Consider the following 13,386-nt stretch of genomic DNA (forward strand, 5'->3'; position numbering starts at 1 on the left):
GAAAAAGATGAAGATCAGCGAAGAGACGATAGATAACTACGGACGCCGCATAAAAATAAAAATCTTTTCTCCGGAATCCCCTGTCTGTGCCATCCAGCTCATGCACGGTATGGCGGAACATATGGGCCGCTACAGCGAAATGATGACATGGCTTGCGATGAATGACTGCATGGCCATCATGCACGATCACCGAGGTCATGGCGAAGATGAGCAGGATCCCGGCCATTTTAACGACTTCAATCTGCTGATCGAGGATGCGCTGGCTGTCTCATCCGTCATTCCGCATGATCTGCCGAAGTTCATCCTCGGCCATTCGATGGGCTCGATCGTTGCCAGGCGACTGCTTGAGCGGGGCGTCTACGATGGCGGTATCATCGTCGGCACCGGCAGCAGGGACGCCTTCTTTGACCAGCTCTCCTCAAAGATGCTCAGCGGACTTGCCAATGCAGCACCGAGGATGAAGTCCGAAACAATCAACCGCCTTGCGTTCGCCGGCTATGATGCGTCGTTTCCGGGTACACAGAAGAATCGCTGGCTGTCGGAGGATGATGCCAAGGTGGCGCAATACAACAGGGATGACTATTGCGGATTCAAGATGAGCAACCGGGCACTTTCGGAAATTGTGCGGCATATCCGGCTCAGCACAAAGCAAAAAAATCTGAAGCGGCTCGACCGCGACGTGCCGATCCTGCTGGTCGGCGGCAAGGATGATCCGTTCTCCAGCCGCGGTAAAGATATACGCAACCTGGCACGCCTCTACCGGCACTACTTGGATAGCGTTACGGTGCAGCTCTATGATACGAGCCGTCATGAAGTGCTTTTTGAAAAAAATCGCGAACAGGTATACAACAGACTGGTGGAGTGGGTGATGAGACATGTCTGAAAAGAAGAAGCTGCTTATTCTGGTGGGACCGACCGCAATCGGAAAGTCGTCACTCGGCGTCGAAATTGCGAAGCGGTTCAACCTTGAGATCATCAGCGGAGATTCGATGCAGGTGTACCAGGGGATGGATATTGGTACAGGAAAGATTACAGAGGAAGAGATGGATGGGGTCCAGCATTATATGATCGATGTCATGCCGCCGGATACATCCTTCTCGGTGCACGATTTCCAGAAGCATGTCGATGAGGTCATAGATGAATTCCATGAAGCCGGGGATGTGCCCTTCATCGTGGGAGGCACCGGACACTACATCCGTGCGCTCATCTATGGCTATGAATTCAACGATGAGGATGATGCGGAAAAGCGTGCTCTGACAGCGCGGCTCGAAAAGCTCGGTTCGACCATTCTTCACAGCCGTCTCAGGGCGATTGATCCGAAGCTTGCACAGGAGATCCATCAGAACAACCGCAAGCGGGTCATCCGTGCACTGGTCAAGCATGAACTGAGCAACCGGATCAGCAGCAGGGAAGGCCCCGGCTACACAGACGAGATGAAATATGATACATTTATAGTAGGATTGACACGTGATAGAAAAATAATGCATGAGAACATCAACAGTCGTGTCGACAAGATGTTCGAGATGGGGCTTGAAGATGAAGTGCGCGCACTGATGAGCGACAGTTCCCTGTCCAGAACGGCAAGTGCAGCCATCGGCTACAAGGAATTCCTGCCATACTTCGAGGGCAGTGCTTCCCTCGAAGAGGTGAAAGAAACCATCAAACAGCATACCAGGCAATATGCCAAACGACAACTGACTTTCTTCAGGAATCAGCTTCCCGTGAATTGGTACGATCTTGATTCAGTGAATACGGATACTATATTTGAGGATATATATCAATTCCTACACACGAAGGAGAGAAAGAAAAATGACTAATGGTGATCTGCAGGAGAAGTTTCTCAGTGAATTCAAGGAGTCGGAAGTCGAAGTGACCGTGTTTCTGGTAAATGGGTTTCAGATGCGGGGGACTGTCATAGACTTTGATAGATTTGTCATCCAGCTGCAGTCAGGCGGCAAGGATCATCTGATCTACAAGCATGCCATCAGCACGTTTACCAAATAGCACAAAGCATCCCATCTGGTGGGATGCTTTTTTAGCCTCTGAGTACTCTTAGGATGTCATCTTCAAATGTAAGTGGGGATTTTTGCGGTGGAAAGCGTTTCACGATTCTGCCTTCTCTTGAAATCAGGAATTTGGTGAAGTTCCACTTTACAGTATTGGTCAAAAGACCATTCTTGCTTTCAGTCAGATGCTTGAATAGAGGATGAATGCTATCTCCTTTGACATTCACCTTTTCCATCACATCGAATGTAACGCCATATTCCCTATTATAGTGGAACCGGGCTTCAGAAGCATCGAGCGGTTCAGAGTTCATGAAGTCGTCGGAAGGAAAAACAAGTACCCGAAGCCCTTCATCCTTGTACTTCTGATAGAGGAACTCAAGTTCGGACAGCTGGTTGCAGAATGTACACTCACTTGCAGTATTGATTATCAGAATGGCTTTGCCTTCAAAATCCCTCATATCCATTGGTATGCCGGTATCATCATGAACTTTCAGATCATATATATGCGTCTTCATGATTCGAGGCCCCTTTCTAAAACGACAAACACAAATATATCTTTCATTTAGACAAAATCTGGCTCTATTAAACACGAATCCCATAACCGATCAGCAAAACGGGTATGGAAGGCTAAAGCAGCTGAGGAGGTACGCAAATGTCAAAAACGTATAAAGGTATCATCATTTCAGTGAATACACCGAAAAGAAAAGACGTCCAGTCCGAGGTGGAGGAGCTTCGGAGCCTGGCAGAGTCTGTGGATATCGAGATCATCGGTGTCCATATACAGAACCGGTCATCAGTGGATCCTAGATCGTATGCAGGCACTGGTTTCCTGTCGGAGACGCGGGAATCATATGGAGAGGACGAAGAGATCGACTACACGATTGTCAATGACGAGATCACTGCCAGTCAGAACCGGTCGATAGAAGCGATTATGGATACGAAGGTCATCGACCGTACCCAGGTCATTCTGGATATTTTCAGCATGAGGGCCATGTCGAAGGCCGGCCAGCTGCAGGTGGAACTGGCCCAGCTGCAGTATCTTGTGCCACGGTTGAAAGGCCAGGGTATCAACCTTTCCCGTCTCGGTGCCGGTATCGGGACGAGGGGACCTGGTGAAACGAAGCTTGAAACCGACCGCAGGCACATCAACCAGCGGATCAAGGAGATCAGGAAGCAGCTCCAGGTTGTCGAATCCCACCGCGAGCGGTACCGTGAGAAGCGCAACCGGAACCAGGTGGTCAAAGTGTCGCTCATCGGCTATACCAATGCAGGCAAGTCCTCATTATTCAATGCCATGGCGAAAAGTGATACGTATGAACAGAACGCACTGTTTGCCACTCTGGACCCGAAAACCCGTCAGATTACACTGCCTTCCGGATTCGAATGCATCCTGTCCGACACCGTCGGCTTCATCCAGAACTTGCCGACGACCCTTGTCGAGAGCTTCAAATCGACACTGGAAGAGGCGGCAGACAGTGACTTCCTGATCCATGTCATCGACAACAGTTCGGATAACCTGCAGACGCATTATGATACGGTCAGAAATCTGATGAAGCAGCTCGACATGGAGCCTATTCCATCCATCGTATTCTTCAACAAGACGGATATCGATGATACCGTCCACTACACGCCGGGCGAACCCCATGCGTATGTGAATACCGGCATGCCGCCCATGGAGCTGCTCCAGATACTTGAGGACTTCATGAAGACACATATGGAGAAATATGATGCAGAACTGCCGCTGTCACAGCCTCAGAAGATCTATGATCTGAAGCGGTATACGATTGTAGAAGAACAGACTCTGGATGACGATGCACAGACATACCGGATGACCGGCTATGAACCGCCAGGCGCATGGAGCCAAAGAATTTCAGAGAGAAACGAGGAGTAGCAGTTTGGAGACTACAGAGATAGAAGCATTGGTGGAGGCATCCATCGATGAGATTGAACCGATCATGAAAAAGAATAAAAAAATTGCACAGAAAAACTTCAATAAGGTCATGGAGGCTTTTCATGAGAATGGTGTGGCCGAGAGTGACTTCACCGGGACGACAGGCTACGGCTATGATGATACCGGCCGCGACAAGCTTGAGGAGATCTATCGTGCTGTATTCAGAAGCGAGGATGCGATCGTCAGAAGCCAGATCATCTCCGGCACCCATGCGATCAGCCTCGTTCTGCTTGCCCTGCTTGAAAAGGGGGATGAACTCATCTATATCAGCGGAGAGCCGTACGATACACTCGAGAAGGTCATCGGCAACTCTCCGAGGGACATCGGCAGCCTGAAGGAAAAGGGCGTCGGCTACAAGTCAATTGATCTTGTAAATGACCAATTTGATGAACCAGCCATCATGGCAGCCATCACACCACAGACGAAAATGATTGCGATACAGCGATCCCGCGGCTACAGCATGCGCAAGTCACTCTCAATCGACGAAATGGAAGCGATGATCCATAAAATAAAGGAGAAGCATCCCGATATTATCATCTTCGTCGACAACTGCTATGGCGAATTCGTAGAGACGAGGGAACCGATCGAGGCAGGCGCCGATGTCATTGCCGGCAGCCTGATCAAAAATCCGGGCGGGGGTCTTGCACGCATGGGTGGATATATTGCAGGCAACAGCGAACTCATCACCCGCATCAGCTACCGTCTGACCGTTCCCGGCATTGGCAAGGAGATGGGGGCCAGCCTGAATGCACTGCAGGATATGTACCAGGGCTTCTTCATGGCACCGCATGCCGTCATCGAGAGCCTGAACGGTGCTGTACTGACAAGTCATCTGCTGTCCAGGGCAGGACTCAGAACAGATCCAAGCCCTGACGCCCGACGCACCGATCTGATCCAGAGTGTATCCTTCAATACGCAGCAAGAGATGATCACCTTCACCCAGATGATCCAGAAAGCCTCTCCCGTCAACTCCCAGTTCCTGCCCGTACCAAGCGATATTCCGGGATATGAGAACCCGGTCATCATGGCTGCAGGCACATTCATACAGGGTGCCTCGCTCGAGCTCAGCGCCGACGGCCCGATCAGAAGTCCGTACACCGTATTCATCCAGGGCGGACTCGTCTTCGAGCACGTCGTCTATGCACTGACCACCGCGCTCGTCGAGATGGCAGAAAAGGAAATGATAGCATTATAGACTCCATCTAATTTAAAACACAAAGGGAGACAGGACAATGATGTATCTGGAACTGATGCTGCCGATCATTTTTCTGACAGCGATTCTGCTGTTTACGAGCCGATCGAAACTTTTCAACAGCAGCGGCAGAAGCATGAAGTACTCCGATGCGGATATCTTCTTGAAATGGATGCTGGGTCTTGAAATTGCTGTTGTGGCAGTGCTGCTGATTGCAAGTAGTATGGGATGATACGTCAGGTCCTACTGTCGATACATGCATTGACAGTAAATTCATATATTGATAGTATGAATTGTATTGACGAACTGAATAGATACCTTATCAAGAGTCGGGGGAGGAAATTGGTCCTTGGATCCTGCGGCAACCTCAGCATATCTGCTGAAAGGTGCCATTTCCAACAGGTGCATGCCTGAAAGATGAGGGAAGGTTATTTTGACCTCTTCCTTGCTGGAAGGGGTCTTTATTTTTTCGTCGATGTGAGTTATGTAAATACTACTATTTATCAGGATGGTGACTGGATTGAAGAGTATTGAAGTGCTGCAGGATGACGCAGTAGCATTGCGCAGAAAGTTTCATCAGACGCCGGAAACAGGGTTTACAGAGTTCATCACAACTTATGAGATATACACTATATTGAAGGATACCGATTTCAAGCTCCATCTGGGCACAGAGGTTCTGAGTCCCAATCATCGCTACGGTGTGCCTGATGAAGAAATAATCGAAGCCTCACGTAAACGGGCAGTTTCCTACGGTGTGCCTGACGATTTCCTCGATCTGCTTGAAGGTGGGAACACGGGCCTCGTGGCAGTACTTGACACAGGACGGCCGGGACCGCATATTGCCATGCGATCGGATATAGATGCTTTGCCCATACTGGAGTCGGAGGGAGCATCGCACAAGCCGTCTGCTGAGGGGTTCCGTTCGGTGCATGAAAATGAAATGCATGCGTGCGGCCATGACGGGCATATCGCCATCGGTCTTGCGGTTGCCAAATACATACACCAGAATGCCTCCCAGCTGACCGGACGCTTCACACTTATTTTCCAGCCGGCTGAAGAGGGTGGCAGAGGGGCGAGAAGTGTTGTGGAGAAAGGGTGGCTAGATGACGTGGACTATTTCATGAGCGGTCATCTCGGCATCCATGAGGCGACGGCGGGTACAGTCAGCGCGACAACAGAACGTTTTCTTGCCAGTACAAAACTGGATGTGTCATTCAACGGAAAATCAGCCCACTCCGGCGTGGAACCGAATGCCGGCAGGAATGCACTTTTGGCTGCGGCATCAGCGTCTCTGCATCTCCATGCAATCCCGAGACATCGGGAAGGTGCGACGCGTGTCAATGTCGGTACGATGAATGCAGGAAGCGGCTGGAATGTCGTGGCAGATCATGCGGAGATCAAGATGGAGACGAGAGGTGAAACGAACGCTCTGAATGAATATATGCTGAGTGAGGTAGAACGCATACTTCAGGCGTCGGCACTCATGCACGGCACGGACTATGAAACGAAGTTCATGGGGACGGCCATCGGTGCCGCATGCGATTCGAAGTGGCAGACCCTGGTGCGTGAAGCCAACCATGCAAACCCGGATGTCGTCATGATCAGGGATGTCCTTCCACTTGACGCAAGTGAGGATGTCACCTATATGATCGACCATGTCCAAAAGCGTGGCGGGCTTGCGACATTCATGATTTTCGCGAGCCCACTGGCTGCAGGTCACCATCATCCGGCATTCGATTTTGATGAGGCAGCGATCAGGACGGCAGTATCGGTCTACATCAATAACATCAATCACATTGCGGGAGGGGTCCTTCATGAATCAGACGACTGAGAAACAGAAAGGGGTTCTCGGTGCTATTGAACGCATCGGAAACAAGTTGCCGGATCCTTTCTTCATTTTTGTCATACTGGCTGCAATTGTCATGGTGATTTCCATGATATTCAGTTTCGTGGGTGCGACAGTCGAACACCCGGGCACAGGGGAAATGCTTGAAATCAGAAACCTGATCTCCTTTGAAGGACTGGCCTACATGCTGTCTTCCATGCTCGACAACTTCACCGGGTTTGCACCGCTCGGACTTGTGCTCGGCATCATGCTCGGTATCGGTGTGGCTGAAAAGACGGGACTGCTGTCGACTGCCATCAAGAAATCCATTCTTAAGGCGCCGAAGTCCGTCGTCACCTATGCCATCATCCTGGTCGGCATCTCGGGCAACCTGGCATCCGACGCTGCATTTGTCATCATTCCACCACTGGCTGCCATGGTCTTCTATACGATAGGCAGGCACCCGCTGGCCGGATTGTCCGCAGGTTTCGCCGGCACAGGTGCCGGTTTCACCGCGAATCTGATCATTACAGGGACGGATGCGACACTTGCTGGAATCACATCGGAAGCGGCTGCCATGATCAATGATACCGTCGCTGTCACACCCGTCGACAACTACTATTTCATGCTGACGTCCGTACTGTTCATCGCCATAGCTGGCGGGTTGATTACAGACAAGATCATAGAGCCCCGTCTCGGTACATATAAGGATGAAACAAAAGAGGACCGGCAGCTGAATGAAGTGACAGACAGGGAGAACAAAGGGCTACGAAATGCAGTCATAGCAGGCATCCTCTTTATTGCGATACTGGCTCTGCTTGTATTCTATCCCGGTTCTACGCTAAGAAATGAATCGGGCGGGCTCGTGCCATCCACCTTTCTCGGTAATATTGTACCGATTGTTCTGCTGTTCTTCGTGACAGTCGGTGTTGCGTATGGCAAAACTGCCGGAACCATTGAAAAACTTGATGATATTCCAAAGTTCATGGCGGAATCCATGAAAGACATGTCAGGCTATATTGTCCTGATTTTCGCCGCTGCCCAGTTCATCGCCTACTTCAGCTGGAGCAATCTTGGTACATGGCTGGCAGTGAACAGTGCTGAATTCTTCACGAGCATCAGTATGACAGGTCTGCCGCTGATCATCGGCTTTTCATTCCTGGCAGCACTTCTGAACCTGATTATCTTCAGTGGTTCCGCCCAATGGGCACTCATGGCTCCGGTTTTTATTCCGATGTTCATGCTGCTCGACTATCATCCCGCCTTCATCCAGGCAGCCTTCCGGATTGCTGATTCATCCACAAACATCATTACACCGCTCAATCCCTACATCATGCTTGTGCTTGCTGTAATGAAGGATTACGACAGGAAGGCAGGACTCGGTACTCTGATTTCACTGATGCTGCCATACAGCCTGGCGTTCTTCGGCATATGGCTTGTACTGCTCATCATATTCTTCATTCTCGGCATACCATTTGGACCGGGTATTACAGTCTACATGGAAGGTTGATCGAAAAAGGGCCCGTCAGCTTGATTGCTGACGGGCCTTCATTCATAAGCAGATTCTATTGTGTCATCTGTTCACTCTCAAGCGAAGTCTGCTCGACGTTTTCACTTCTCAAGTTGAACACGAGGTTAAGAACAATGGCAGTCAGACTGCCGAGGACGATGCCGCTTTCAGCGATGACACCGAATGTTGATGGGACGATGGCGAACAGCTCAGGAACTGCTGTGACGCCAAGTCCCATGCCGATTGAGATGGCCATGATCATCAGATTGTTCTGGTTTTCAAAGTCGACTCTTGAAAGCATCTTGATACCGTATGAGATGACCATGCCGAACATTGCGAGCATTGCACCTCCGAGAACTGGTGTCGGGATGACCATCGTAATCGCACCGATTTTCGGTACGAGACCGAGCAGGATCAGCATGACGCCGGCGATGTAGATGATGCGTTTATTTCTCACACCGGACAGCTGGACGAGTCCGACGTTCTGGGAGTAGGTCGTGTACGGGAAGGAGTTGAACAGGCCGCCGAGAATGATGGCCATGCCTTCGGCACGGTAGCCGCGCTTCAGGTCCTTCTCTTCGATTTCTTCTTCGCAGATGTCTCCGAGTGCAAAATAGACGCCTGTCGCTTCAACGAGTCCGACGACCGCAACGAGCATCATCGTGACAATCGGCACCAGGTGGAATTCCGGCATGCCGAAGAAGAAGAAGTGTGGCAGGTGGAACCATGATGCGTCGCGTACTTCAGTCATGTCGACCATGCCGAAGAATGAACTCACGATGGTGACGATGACGATACCGCTCAGAATGGCGATGGACTTCAGGAAACCTTTGCCGAATCTGAATAGAATCAGGATGACAGCGAGTGTGCTGAACCCGAGTGCCAGGTTGAGGCCGGAACCGTAGTCCGCGCTGCCCTGGCCGCCTGAGATGTCATGCATCGCGACGGGAACGAGTGTAATTCCGATGATGGTGACAACAGTACCCGTTACGACCGGCGGGAAGAAGCGGATCATCTTGCTGAAGTATTTTCCAATCAGCAGTACGAACAGTCCGGTGACCAGGATGGCGCCATAGATGGACGTGATGCCGTAAGTGGTGCCGATGGCGATCATCGGTCCGACAGCGGTGAACGTACAGCCGAGGACGACGGGCAACCCGATGCCTGAGAACTGGTTCTTCCATACTTGAAGGATCGTTGCGATGCCGCACATGAAAATATCGATGGCAATCAGATATGTCAATTGGGCGGACGTCAGTCCGATGGCGGCGCCGACAATAAGTGGAACGACGACTGCGCCTGCATACATGGCGAGTACGTGCTGGAAGCCGAGTGACAGCTGTTTCGTTTTTGACATCTGCATTATGCGTTCACCTCTGACAGAAAGTTGATTTCCCCATTGGACAGGGAAGCGATGCGTGCGAGCGACTCGACATGATAGCCTCTATCCTTGAGCTTCTTTGCACCGTCCTGGAATGATTTCTCGATGACGATGCCGATACCTGCGACGCGTGCACCAGCAAGATGAACGATATCAGCAAGCGCATTTGCTGCTTCGCCATTGGCGAGGAAGTCATCGATGATCAGAATGGAATCATCGCTTGAGATGAACTTGTCCGCTACAGCAATCGTATTGGTTTCCTGTTTTGTATATGAATAGACTTCTGCAGTGAGAAGATTTTCATCGAGCGTCAGAGATTTCCTTTTTCTGGCGAATACGACCGGTACACCGAGCGCAAGCCCTGCCATGACAGAAGGTGCGATGCCTGAAGATTCAAGCGTCAGTATTCTCGTAATATTTTTCCCTTCGAATCTTTCCTTGAACGCCTGGCCGATTTCAACCATGAGTTCCGGATCGATCTGGTGATTCAGAAAGTGATCCACTTTCAGTACAGTGTCCGATAGTGCGACACCTTCGTTCAGTATTTTTTCCTTGAGCAACTCCATGAACAACACCCCAAAAAGTATTTTTAAAATAAAAAAACTCAAAGCACACATCAATGAGATGAGTATACTTCGAGTGTATCCACGCAAGTTACTCACCCATAGTCGGAACATTTACGGTATCCCGGTAGAGACTTGCAGGCCATATCCCTGCGATTATATGAGTGCTTTGTATTTAAGATGTACATAATCATAACATAATAAACGAACTTTTCAACACTATTTTTGCCTCAAGTTCACATTTTAGTTTAAAAGTACAATGTTTTTAGGATTTAGTTCGGGTTTCAAGTCGTCTGGTACGTGAACTGCGCATCATGAAGTGATCTATAGATGCCGCCTTCTTTGGATACCAGCTCTTCATGGGTGCCATTTTCAGAAATGCCTTCCTTTGTCACGACCATGATGCGGTCTGCATTCTTGATGGTGGCAAGACGATGGGCGATGACGAGTGTCGTCCGGCCTTCGGCCAGTCGGTTCAGGGCAGTCTGGATCTGCACTTCCGTTGCCGTGTCGAGGGCGCTTGTCGCTTCATCGAGTATGAGGATCGGCGGGTTCTTCAGGAACATGCGTGCAATGGCGATCCGCTGCTTCTGACCGCCTGATAGTTTCACACCGCGTTCCCCGACAATTGTATCGAGGCCGTCACGGTAGCTGTCGACAAGTTCCTTCAACTGCGCTTTTTCGAGTGCTGCATATATCTCCTGATCATCGGCTTCAGGTTTGCCGTATGCCACGTTGTCCCTGAGCGTACCTGAAAACAGGAAGACATCCTGCTGCACTGTTCCGATGTTTTCCCTCAGTGAAGCGAGTGTGTAGTCGCGGATATCCATACCATCGACCTGGATGGACCCTTCTGTAACATCGTAGAATCTCGGCAATAGGGAACAGAGCGTAGTCTTGCCTGCGCCGCTCGGTCCGACGAACGCAACGGTTTCACCTGGGTTGATGGACAGTGAAATGCTGTTCAATACAGTCTTATCCTCATAGGCGAAGGTGACATCATCATAGACGATATGACCACGGGCGTCTTCAAGCGGCACTGCATTTTCACGATCCTGCACATCCGGCACTTCACGCATGATCTCGGTAAAATGATTGAAGCCGGCAATACCATTCGGATAGAGCTCGATCACTGCATTGATTTTCTCGAGTGGCTTGAAAAGTATGTTTGAAATGAGGATGAATGCGGCGAATTCACCGAATGTCAATTCTCCATTCATCGTATAGTATGCACCGGCAATCAGGATGAAGACGGTTACGAGACGCATCAGCATATAGGTGGTCGATGTATTGAACGCCATGATCTTGTATGCTTTCAGCTTTGTTTTTCTGAATGACTCGTTGATTACTCTGAAGCTGTCGTATTCGCGCTTTTCATTGGCGAATGCCTGGACCAGTCGTATGCCGCCGATCTTGTCCTCGATCATATGGTTGAAGTCCGAGACACGGCCGAACAGTTCCCGGAAGGCCACCGTCATCTTCTTATTGAAGTAGATGGCAATCACCAGGATGAGTGGGACGATGATGAACGAGATGATCGCCAGTTCAGGATGGATGGCGAACATGATGCCGAAAGCACCGAGCAGTGTCATGATGGCGATGAAAAGATCTTCAGGACCATGGTGCGCCATCTCGCCGACGTTCATCAGATCATTGGTCAGCCGTGTCAGCAGCTTGCCGGTCTTGGTGTTGTCGAAGAAGCGGTAGGACAGCCGCTGGATATGTCCGTATAGGTCATTGCGTATATCCCGCTCTATGTTCGTTCCAAGCATATGTCCCCAGTAGGTGACAATAAACTGCAGGAAGGTGTTGAACATATAGACCACAATCAGACCAGCTGCTGCAATGATGATCCATTGCCAGTTGCCGGAAGGCAGCAGCCTGTCGATGAACAGATTGACGATGAGTGGAAAGCCGAGCTCAAGCAGCCCGACGACAACTGCGCAGAAGAAGTCTGTGAAAAATAGGAGCTTATAGGGTGCGTAGTAGGAAAAGAAACGTTTCAAATGGTGTACCTCCAATGCTTGTAAAGTTGCGGTATGTATGAACTCCTTATCGATTATACCATGACAATGAGGGGTGCGGCGTCGGCCCCAGGTCCATATCTCGAGACATTCACTGTCATGCCGCCTATGCAGGCATGCCCATTTCCTGCCTATTGTGTTATTCTGATATAAATACATCTCCCGCATCATCCATCATTTTATTCCAGATCACAGGAGGAGAAGGTTTTGCCAAAAGGACAGAAGAAAATCCCGAAGTACAAGATGATCGAGAATGATATTCTGCAGAACATAAAAAGCGGCCGTTATCCAAAAGGTGCGCCGATAGAAACTGAACAGGAACTTTCAAGCAGGTATGAGGTCAGCAGGGTCACGGTCCGCCAGGCCACCAACAACCTTGTTGCAAGAGGCTACTTGTCACGCAGCCAGGGGAGCGGCACATACGTCTCCGAGCAGAAGGTTGTCAGCCGTGCGACCACGGTCAAAAGCTTTACAGAAGAGATGAAGGCGATGGGCAAGCAGGCATCCTCCGAAGTGCTGGATTTCAGAGTGGTTCCTGCAAGTGAAGAAATCAGCCGGAAACTTCAACTGGAGATTGGTAGTCCGGTCTACCATATAGTCAGGCTGAGAAGGGCGGATGGCGAGCCGATGATGATCGAAACCAGCTACATGAGTGTAGTGGACTACCCGGATCTGACCTACGAGCGCCTTTCCCGATCGAAATACAGATATATCGAGGAAGAGAAGAAACTGACAATCGCCCATTCCCATCACGTTGTCGTCCCCATCATGCCGACAGAAGAGATGATTGGACACTTTGATTGCGACCCGGCCTCGCCACTGCTCAAGGTCTTCAATACAACCTATCTGGCGGACGGCAATATTCTGGACTATACCGAACTGGTGATCAATACCGAGAAGTACCAGTACCAGTCCATCAGACAAAAATGAAAAC

Annotated in this window: 13 protein-coding genes and 2 riboswitches; of the genes, 9 read left to right on the plus strand and 4 right to left on the minus strand. The window is 50.2% G+C overall.

Annotated elements, in window-relative coordinates; translation table 11 throughout:
* Positions 1–7 precede the first annotated feature (7 nt).
* From FO441_RS02850 to hfq, 3 genes are read left to right on the plus strand one after another with little or no spacing between them, the layout of a single operon-like run.
* Entirely contained in the window at positions 8–883 is an 876-nt protein-coding gene (locus FO441_RS02850) for an alpha/beta fold hydrolase (RefSeq protein WP_145285501.1), read from the plus strand.
* On the plus strand, positions 876–1,817 hold the full coding sequence (miaA, locus tag FO441_RS02855) for a tRNA (adenosine(37)-N6)-dimethylallyltransferase MiaA (RefSeq protein ID WP_145285504.1): 942 nt from the start codon (positions 876–878) through the stop codon (positions 1,815–1,817). Before FO441_RS02850 ends, miaA begins: the two co-directional genes overlap by 8 nt.
* Positions 1,810–2,004 (plus strand): RNA chaperone Hfq, encoded by a 195-nt coding sequence (hfq, locus tag FO441_RS02860; protein WP_145285506.1) that lies wholly within the window; start codon positions 1,810–1,812, stop codon positions 2,002–2,004. Before miaA ends, hfq begins: the two co-directional genes overlap by 8 nt.
* Before the next feature lie 31 nt (positions 2,005–2,035).
* Here the strand turns inward: hfq and FO441_RS02865 are convergent, their stop codons facing one another.
* The gene (locus FO441_RS02865; protein ID WP_145285509.1) at positions 2,036–2,521 is read right to left on the minus strand and encodes a glutathione peroxidase; all 486 of its coding nucleotides are present in this window, start codon (positions 2,519–2,521) and stop codon (positions 2,036–2,038) included.
* Positions 2,522–2,658: 137 nt separating this feature from the next.
* Here FO441_RS02865 and hflX point away from each other — a divergent pair, with 137 nt between their 5' ends.
* From hflX to FO441_RS02890, 5 genes are all read left to right on the plus strand, one after another.
* Positions 2,659–3,897, plus strand: a complete 1,239-nt coding sequence (hflX, locus tag FO441_RS02870; protein ID WP_145285512.1) for a GTPase HflX — start codon at positions 2,659–2,661, stop codon at positions 3,895–3,897.
* Positions 3,898–3,901: 4 nt separating this feature from the next.
* Complete coding sequence (locus FO441_RS02875) at positions 3,902–5,152, plus strand: methionine gamma-lyase family protein (protein WP_281287270.1); 1,251 nt, start codon at positions 3,902–3,904, stop codon at positions 5,150–5,152.
* Positions 5,153–5,189: 37 nt separating this feature from the next.
* Positions 5,190–5,381 carry a hypothetical protein gene (locus FO441_RS02880; RefSeq protein WP_145285517.1) on the plus strand — a complete coding sequence of 64 codons (192 nt, stop codon included), beginning with the start codon at positions 5,190–5,192 and terminating at the stop codon, positions 5,379–5,381.
* A gap of 84 nt (positions 5,382–5,465) precedes the next feature.
* Positions 5,466–5,573, plus strand: a riboswitch (SAM riboswitch).
* Positions 5,574–5,669: 96 nt separating this feature from the next.
* On the plus strand, positions 5,670–6,980 hold the full coding sequence (locus tag FO441_RS02885; RefSeq protein ID WP_246094987.1) for an amidohydrolase: 1,311 nt from the start codon (positions 5,670–5,672) through the stop codon (positions 6,978–6,980).
* On the plus strand, positions 6,964–8,484 hold the full coding sequence (locus FO441_RS02890) for an AbgT family transporter (RefSeq protein WP_145285523.1): 1,521 nt from the start codon (positions 6,964–6,966) through the stop codon (positions 8,482–8,484). Before FO441_RS02885 ends, FO441_RS02890 begins: the two co-directional genes overlap by 17 nt.
* A 55-nt stretch (positions 8,485–8,539) precedes the next feature.
* Here the strand turns inward: FO441_RS02890 and FO441_RS02895 are convergent, their stop codons facing one another.
* The 3 genes from FO441_RS02895 to FO441_RS02905 form a co-directional block, all read right to left on the minus strand.
* The gene (locus FO441_RS02895; protein ID WP_145285525.1) at positions 8,540–9,847 is read right to left on the minus strand and encodes a nucleobase:cation symporter-2 family protein; all 1,308 of its coding nucleotides are present in this window, start codon (positions 9,845–9,847) and stop codon (positions 8,540–8,542) included.
* Positions 9,847–10,431: a xanthine phosphoribosyltransferase gene (locus FO441_RS02900; protein WP_145285528.1), complete on the minus strand. Its 585-nt coding sequence runs from the start codon at positions 10,429–10,431 to the stop codon at positions 9,847–9,849. The genes FO441_RS02895 and FO441_RS02900 overlap by 1 nt, the downstream gene beginning before the upstream one ends.
* A 79-nt stretch (positions 10,432–10,510) precedes the next feature.
* A riboswitch (purine riboswitch) is annotated at positions 10,511–10,612 on the minus strand.
* A gap of 100 nt (positions 10,613–10,712) precedes the next feature.
* Positions 10,713–12,434 carry an ABC transporter ATP-binding protein gene (locus tag FO441_RS02905; RefSeq protein WP_246094989.1) on the minus strand — a complete coding sequence of 574 codons (1,722 nt, stop codon included), beginning with the start codon at positions 12,432–12,434 and terminating at the stop codon, positions 10,713–10,715.
* A gap of 225 nt (positions 12,435–12,659) precedes the next feature.
* Between FO441_RS02905 and FO441_RS02910 the strand changes: the two genes are divergently transcribed.
* Complete coding sequence (locus tag FO441_RS02910) at positions 12,660–13,382, plus strand: GntR family transcriptional regulator (RefSeq protein WP_145285534.1); 723 nt, start codon at positions 12,660–12,662, stop codon at positions 13,380–13,382.
* Positions 13,383–13,386: the final 4 nt, after the last annotated feature.

The sequence above is a fragment of the Salinicoccus cyprini genome (genome assembly GCF_007713705.1).
In the GTDB taxonomy this organism is placed as follows: domain Bacteria; phylum Bacillota; class Bacilli; order Staphylococcales; family Salinicoccaceae; genus Salinicoccus; species Salinicoccus cyprini.

Excerpts from the sequence above, each read along its gene's own strand:
- FO441_RS02850 (WP_145285501.1), top strand. The coding sequence starts at position 8 with ATGAAGATCAGCGAAGAGACGATAGATAACTACGGACGCCGCATAAAA.
- miaA (WP_145285504.1), top strand. The coding sequence starts at position 876 with ATGTCTGAAAAGAAGAAGCTGCTTATTCTGGTGGGACCGACCGCAATC.
- hfq (WP_145285506.1), top strand. The coding sequence starts at position 1,810 with ATGACTAATGGTGATCTGCAGGAGAAGTTTCTCAGTGAATTCAAGGAG.
- FO441_RS02865 (WP_145285509.1), bottom strand. The coding sequence starts at position 2,521 with ATGAAGACGCATATATATGATCTGAAAGTTCATGATGATACCGGCATA.
- hflX (WP_145285512.1), top strand. The coding sequence starts at position 2,659 with ATGTCAAAAACGTATAAAGGTATCATCATTTCAGTGAATACACCGAAA.
- FO441_RS02880 (WP_145285517.1), top strand. The coding sequence starts at position 5,190 with ATGATGTATCTGGAACTGATGCTGCCGATCATTTTTCTGACAGCGATT.
- FO441_RS02890 (WP_145285523.1), top strand. The coding sequence starts at position 6,964 with ATGAATCAGACGACTGAGAAACAGAAAGGGGTTCTCGGTGCTATTGAA.
- FO441_RS02895 (WP_145285525.1), bottom strand. The coding sequence starts at position 9,847 with ATGCAGATGTCAAAAACGAAACAGCTGTCACTCGGCTTCCAGCACGTA.
- FO441_RS02900 (WP_145285528.1), bottom strand. The coding sequence starts at position 10,431 with ATGGAGTTGCTCAAGGAAAAAATACTGAACGAAGGTGTCGCACTATCG.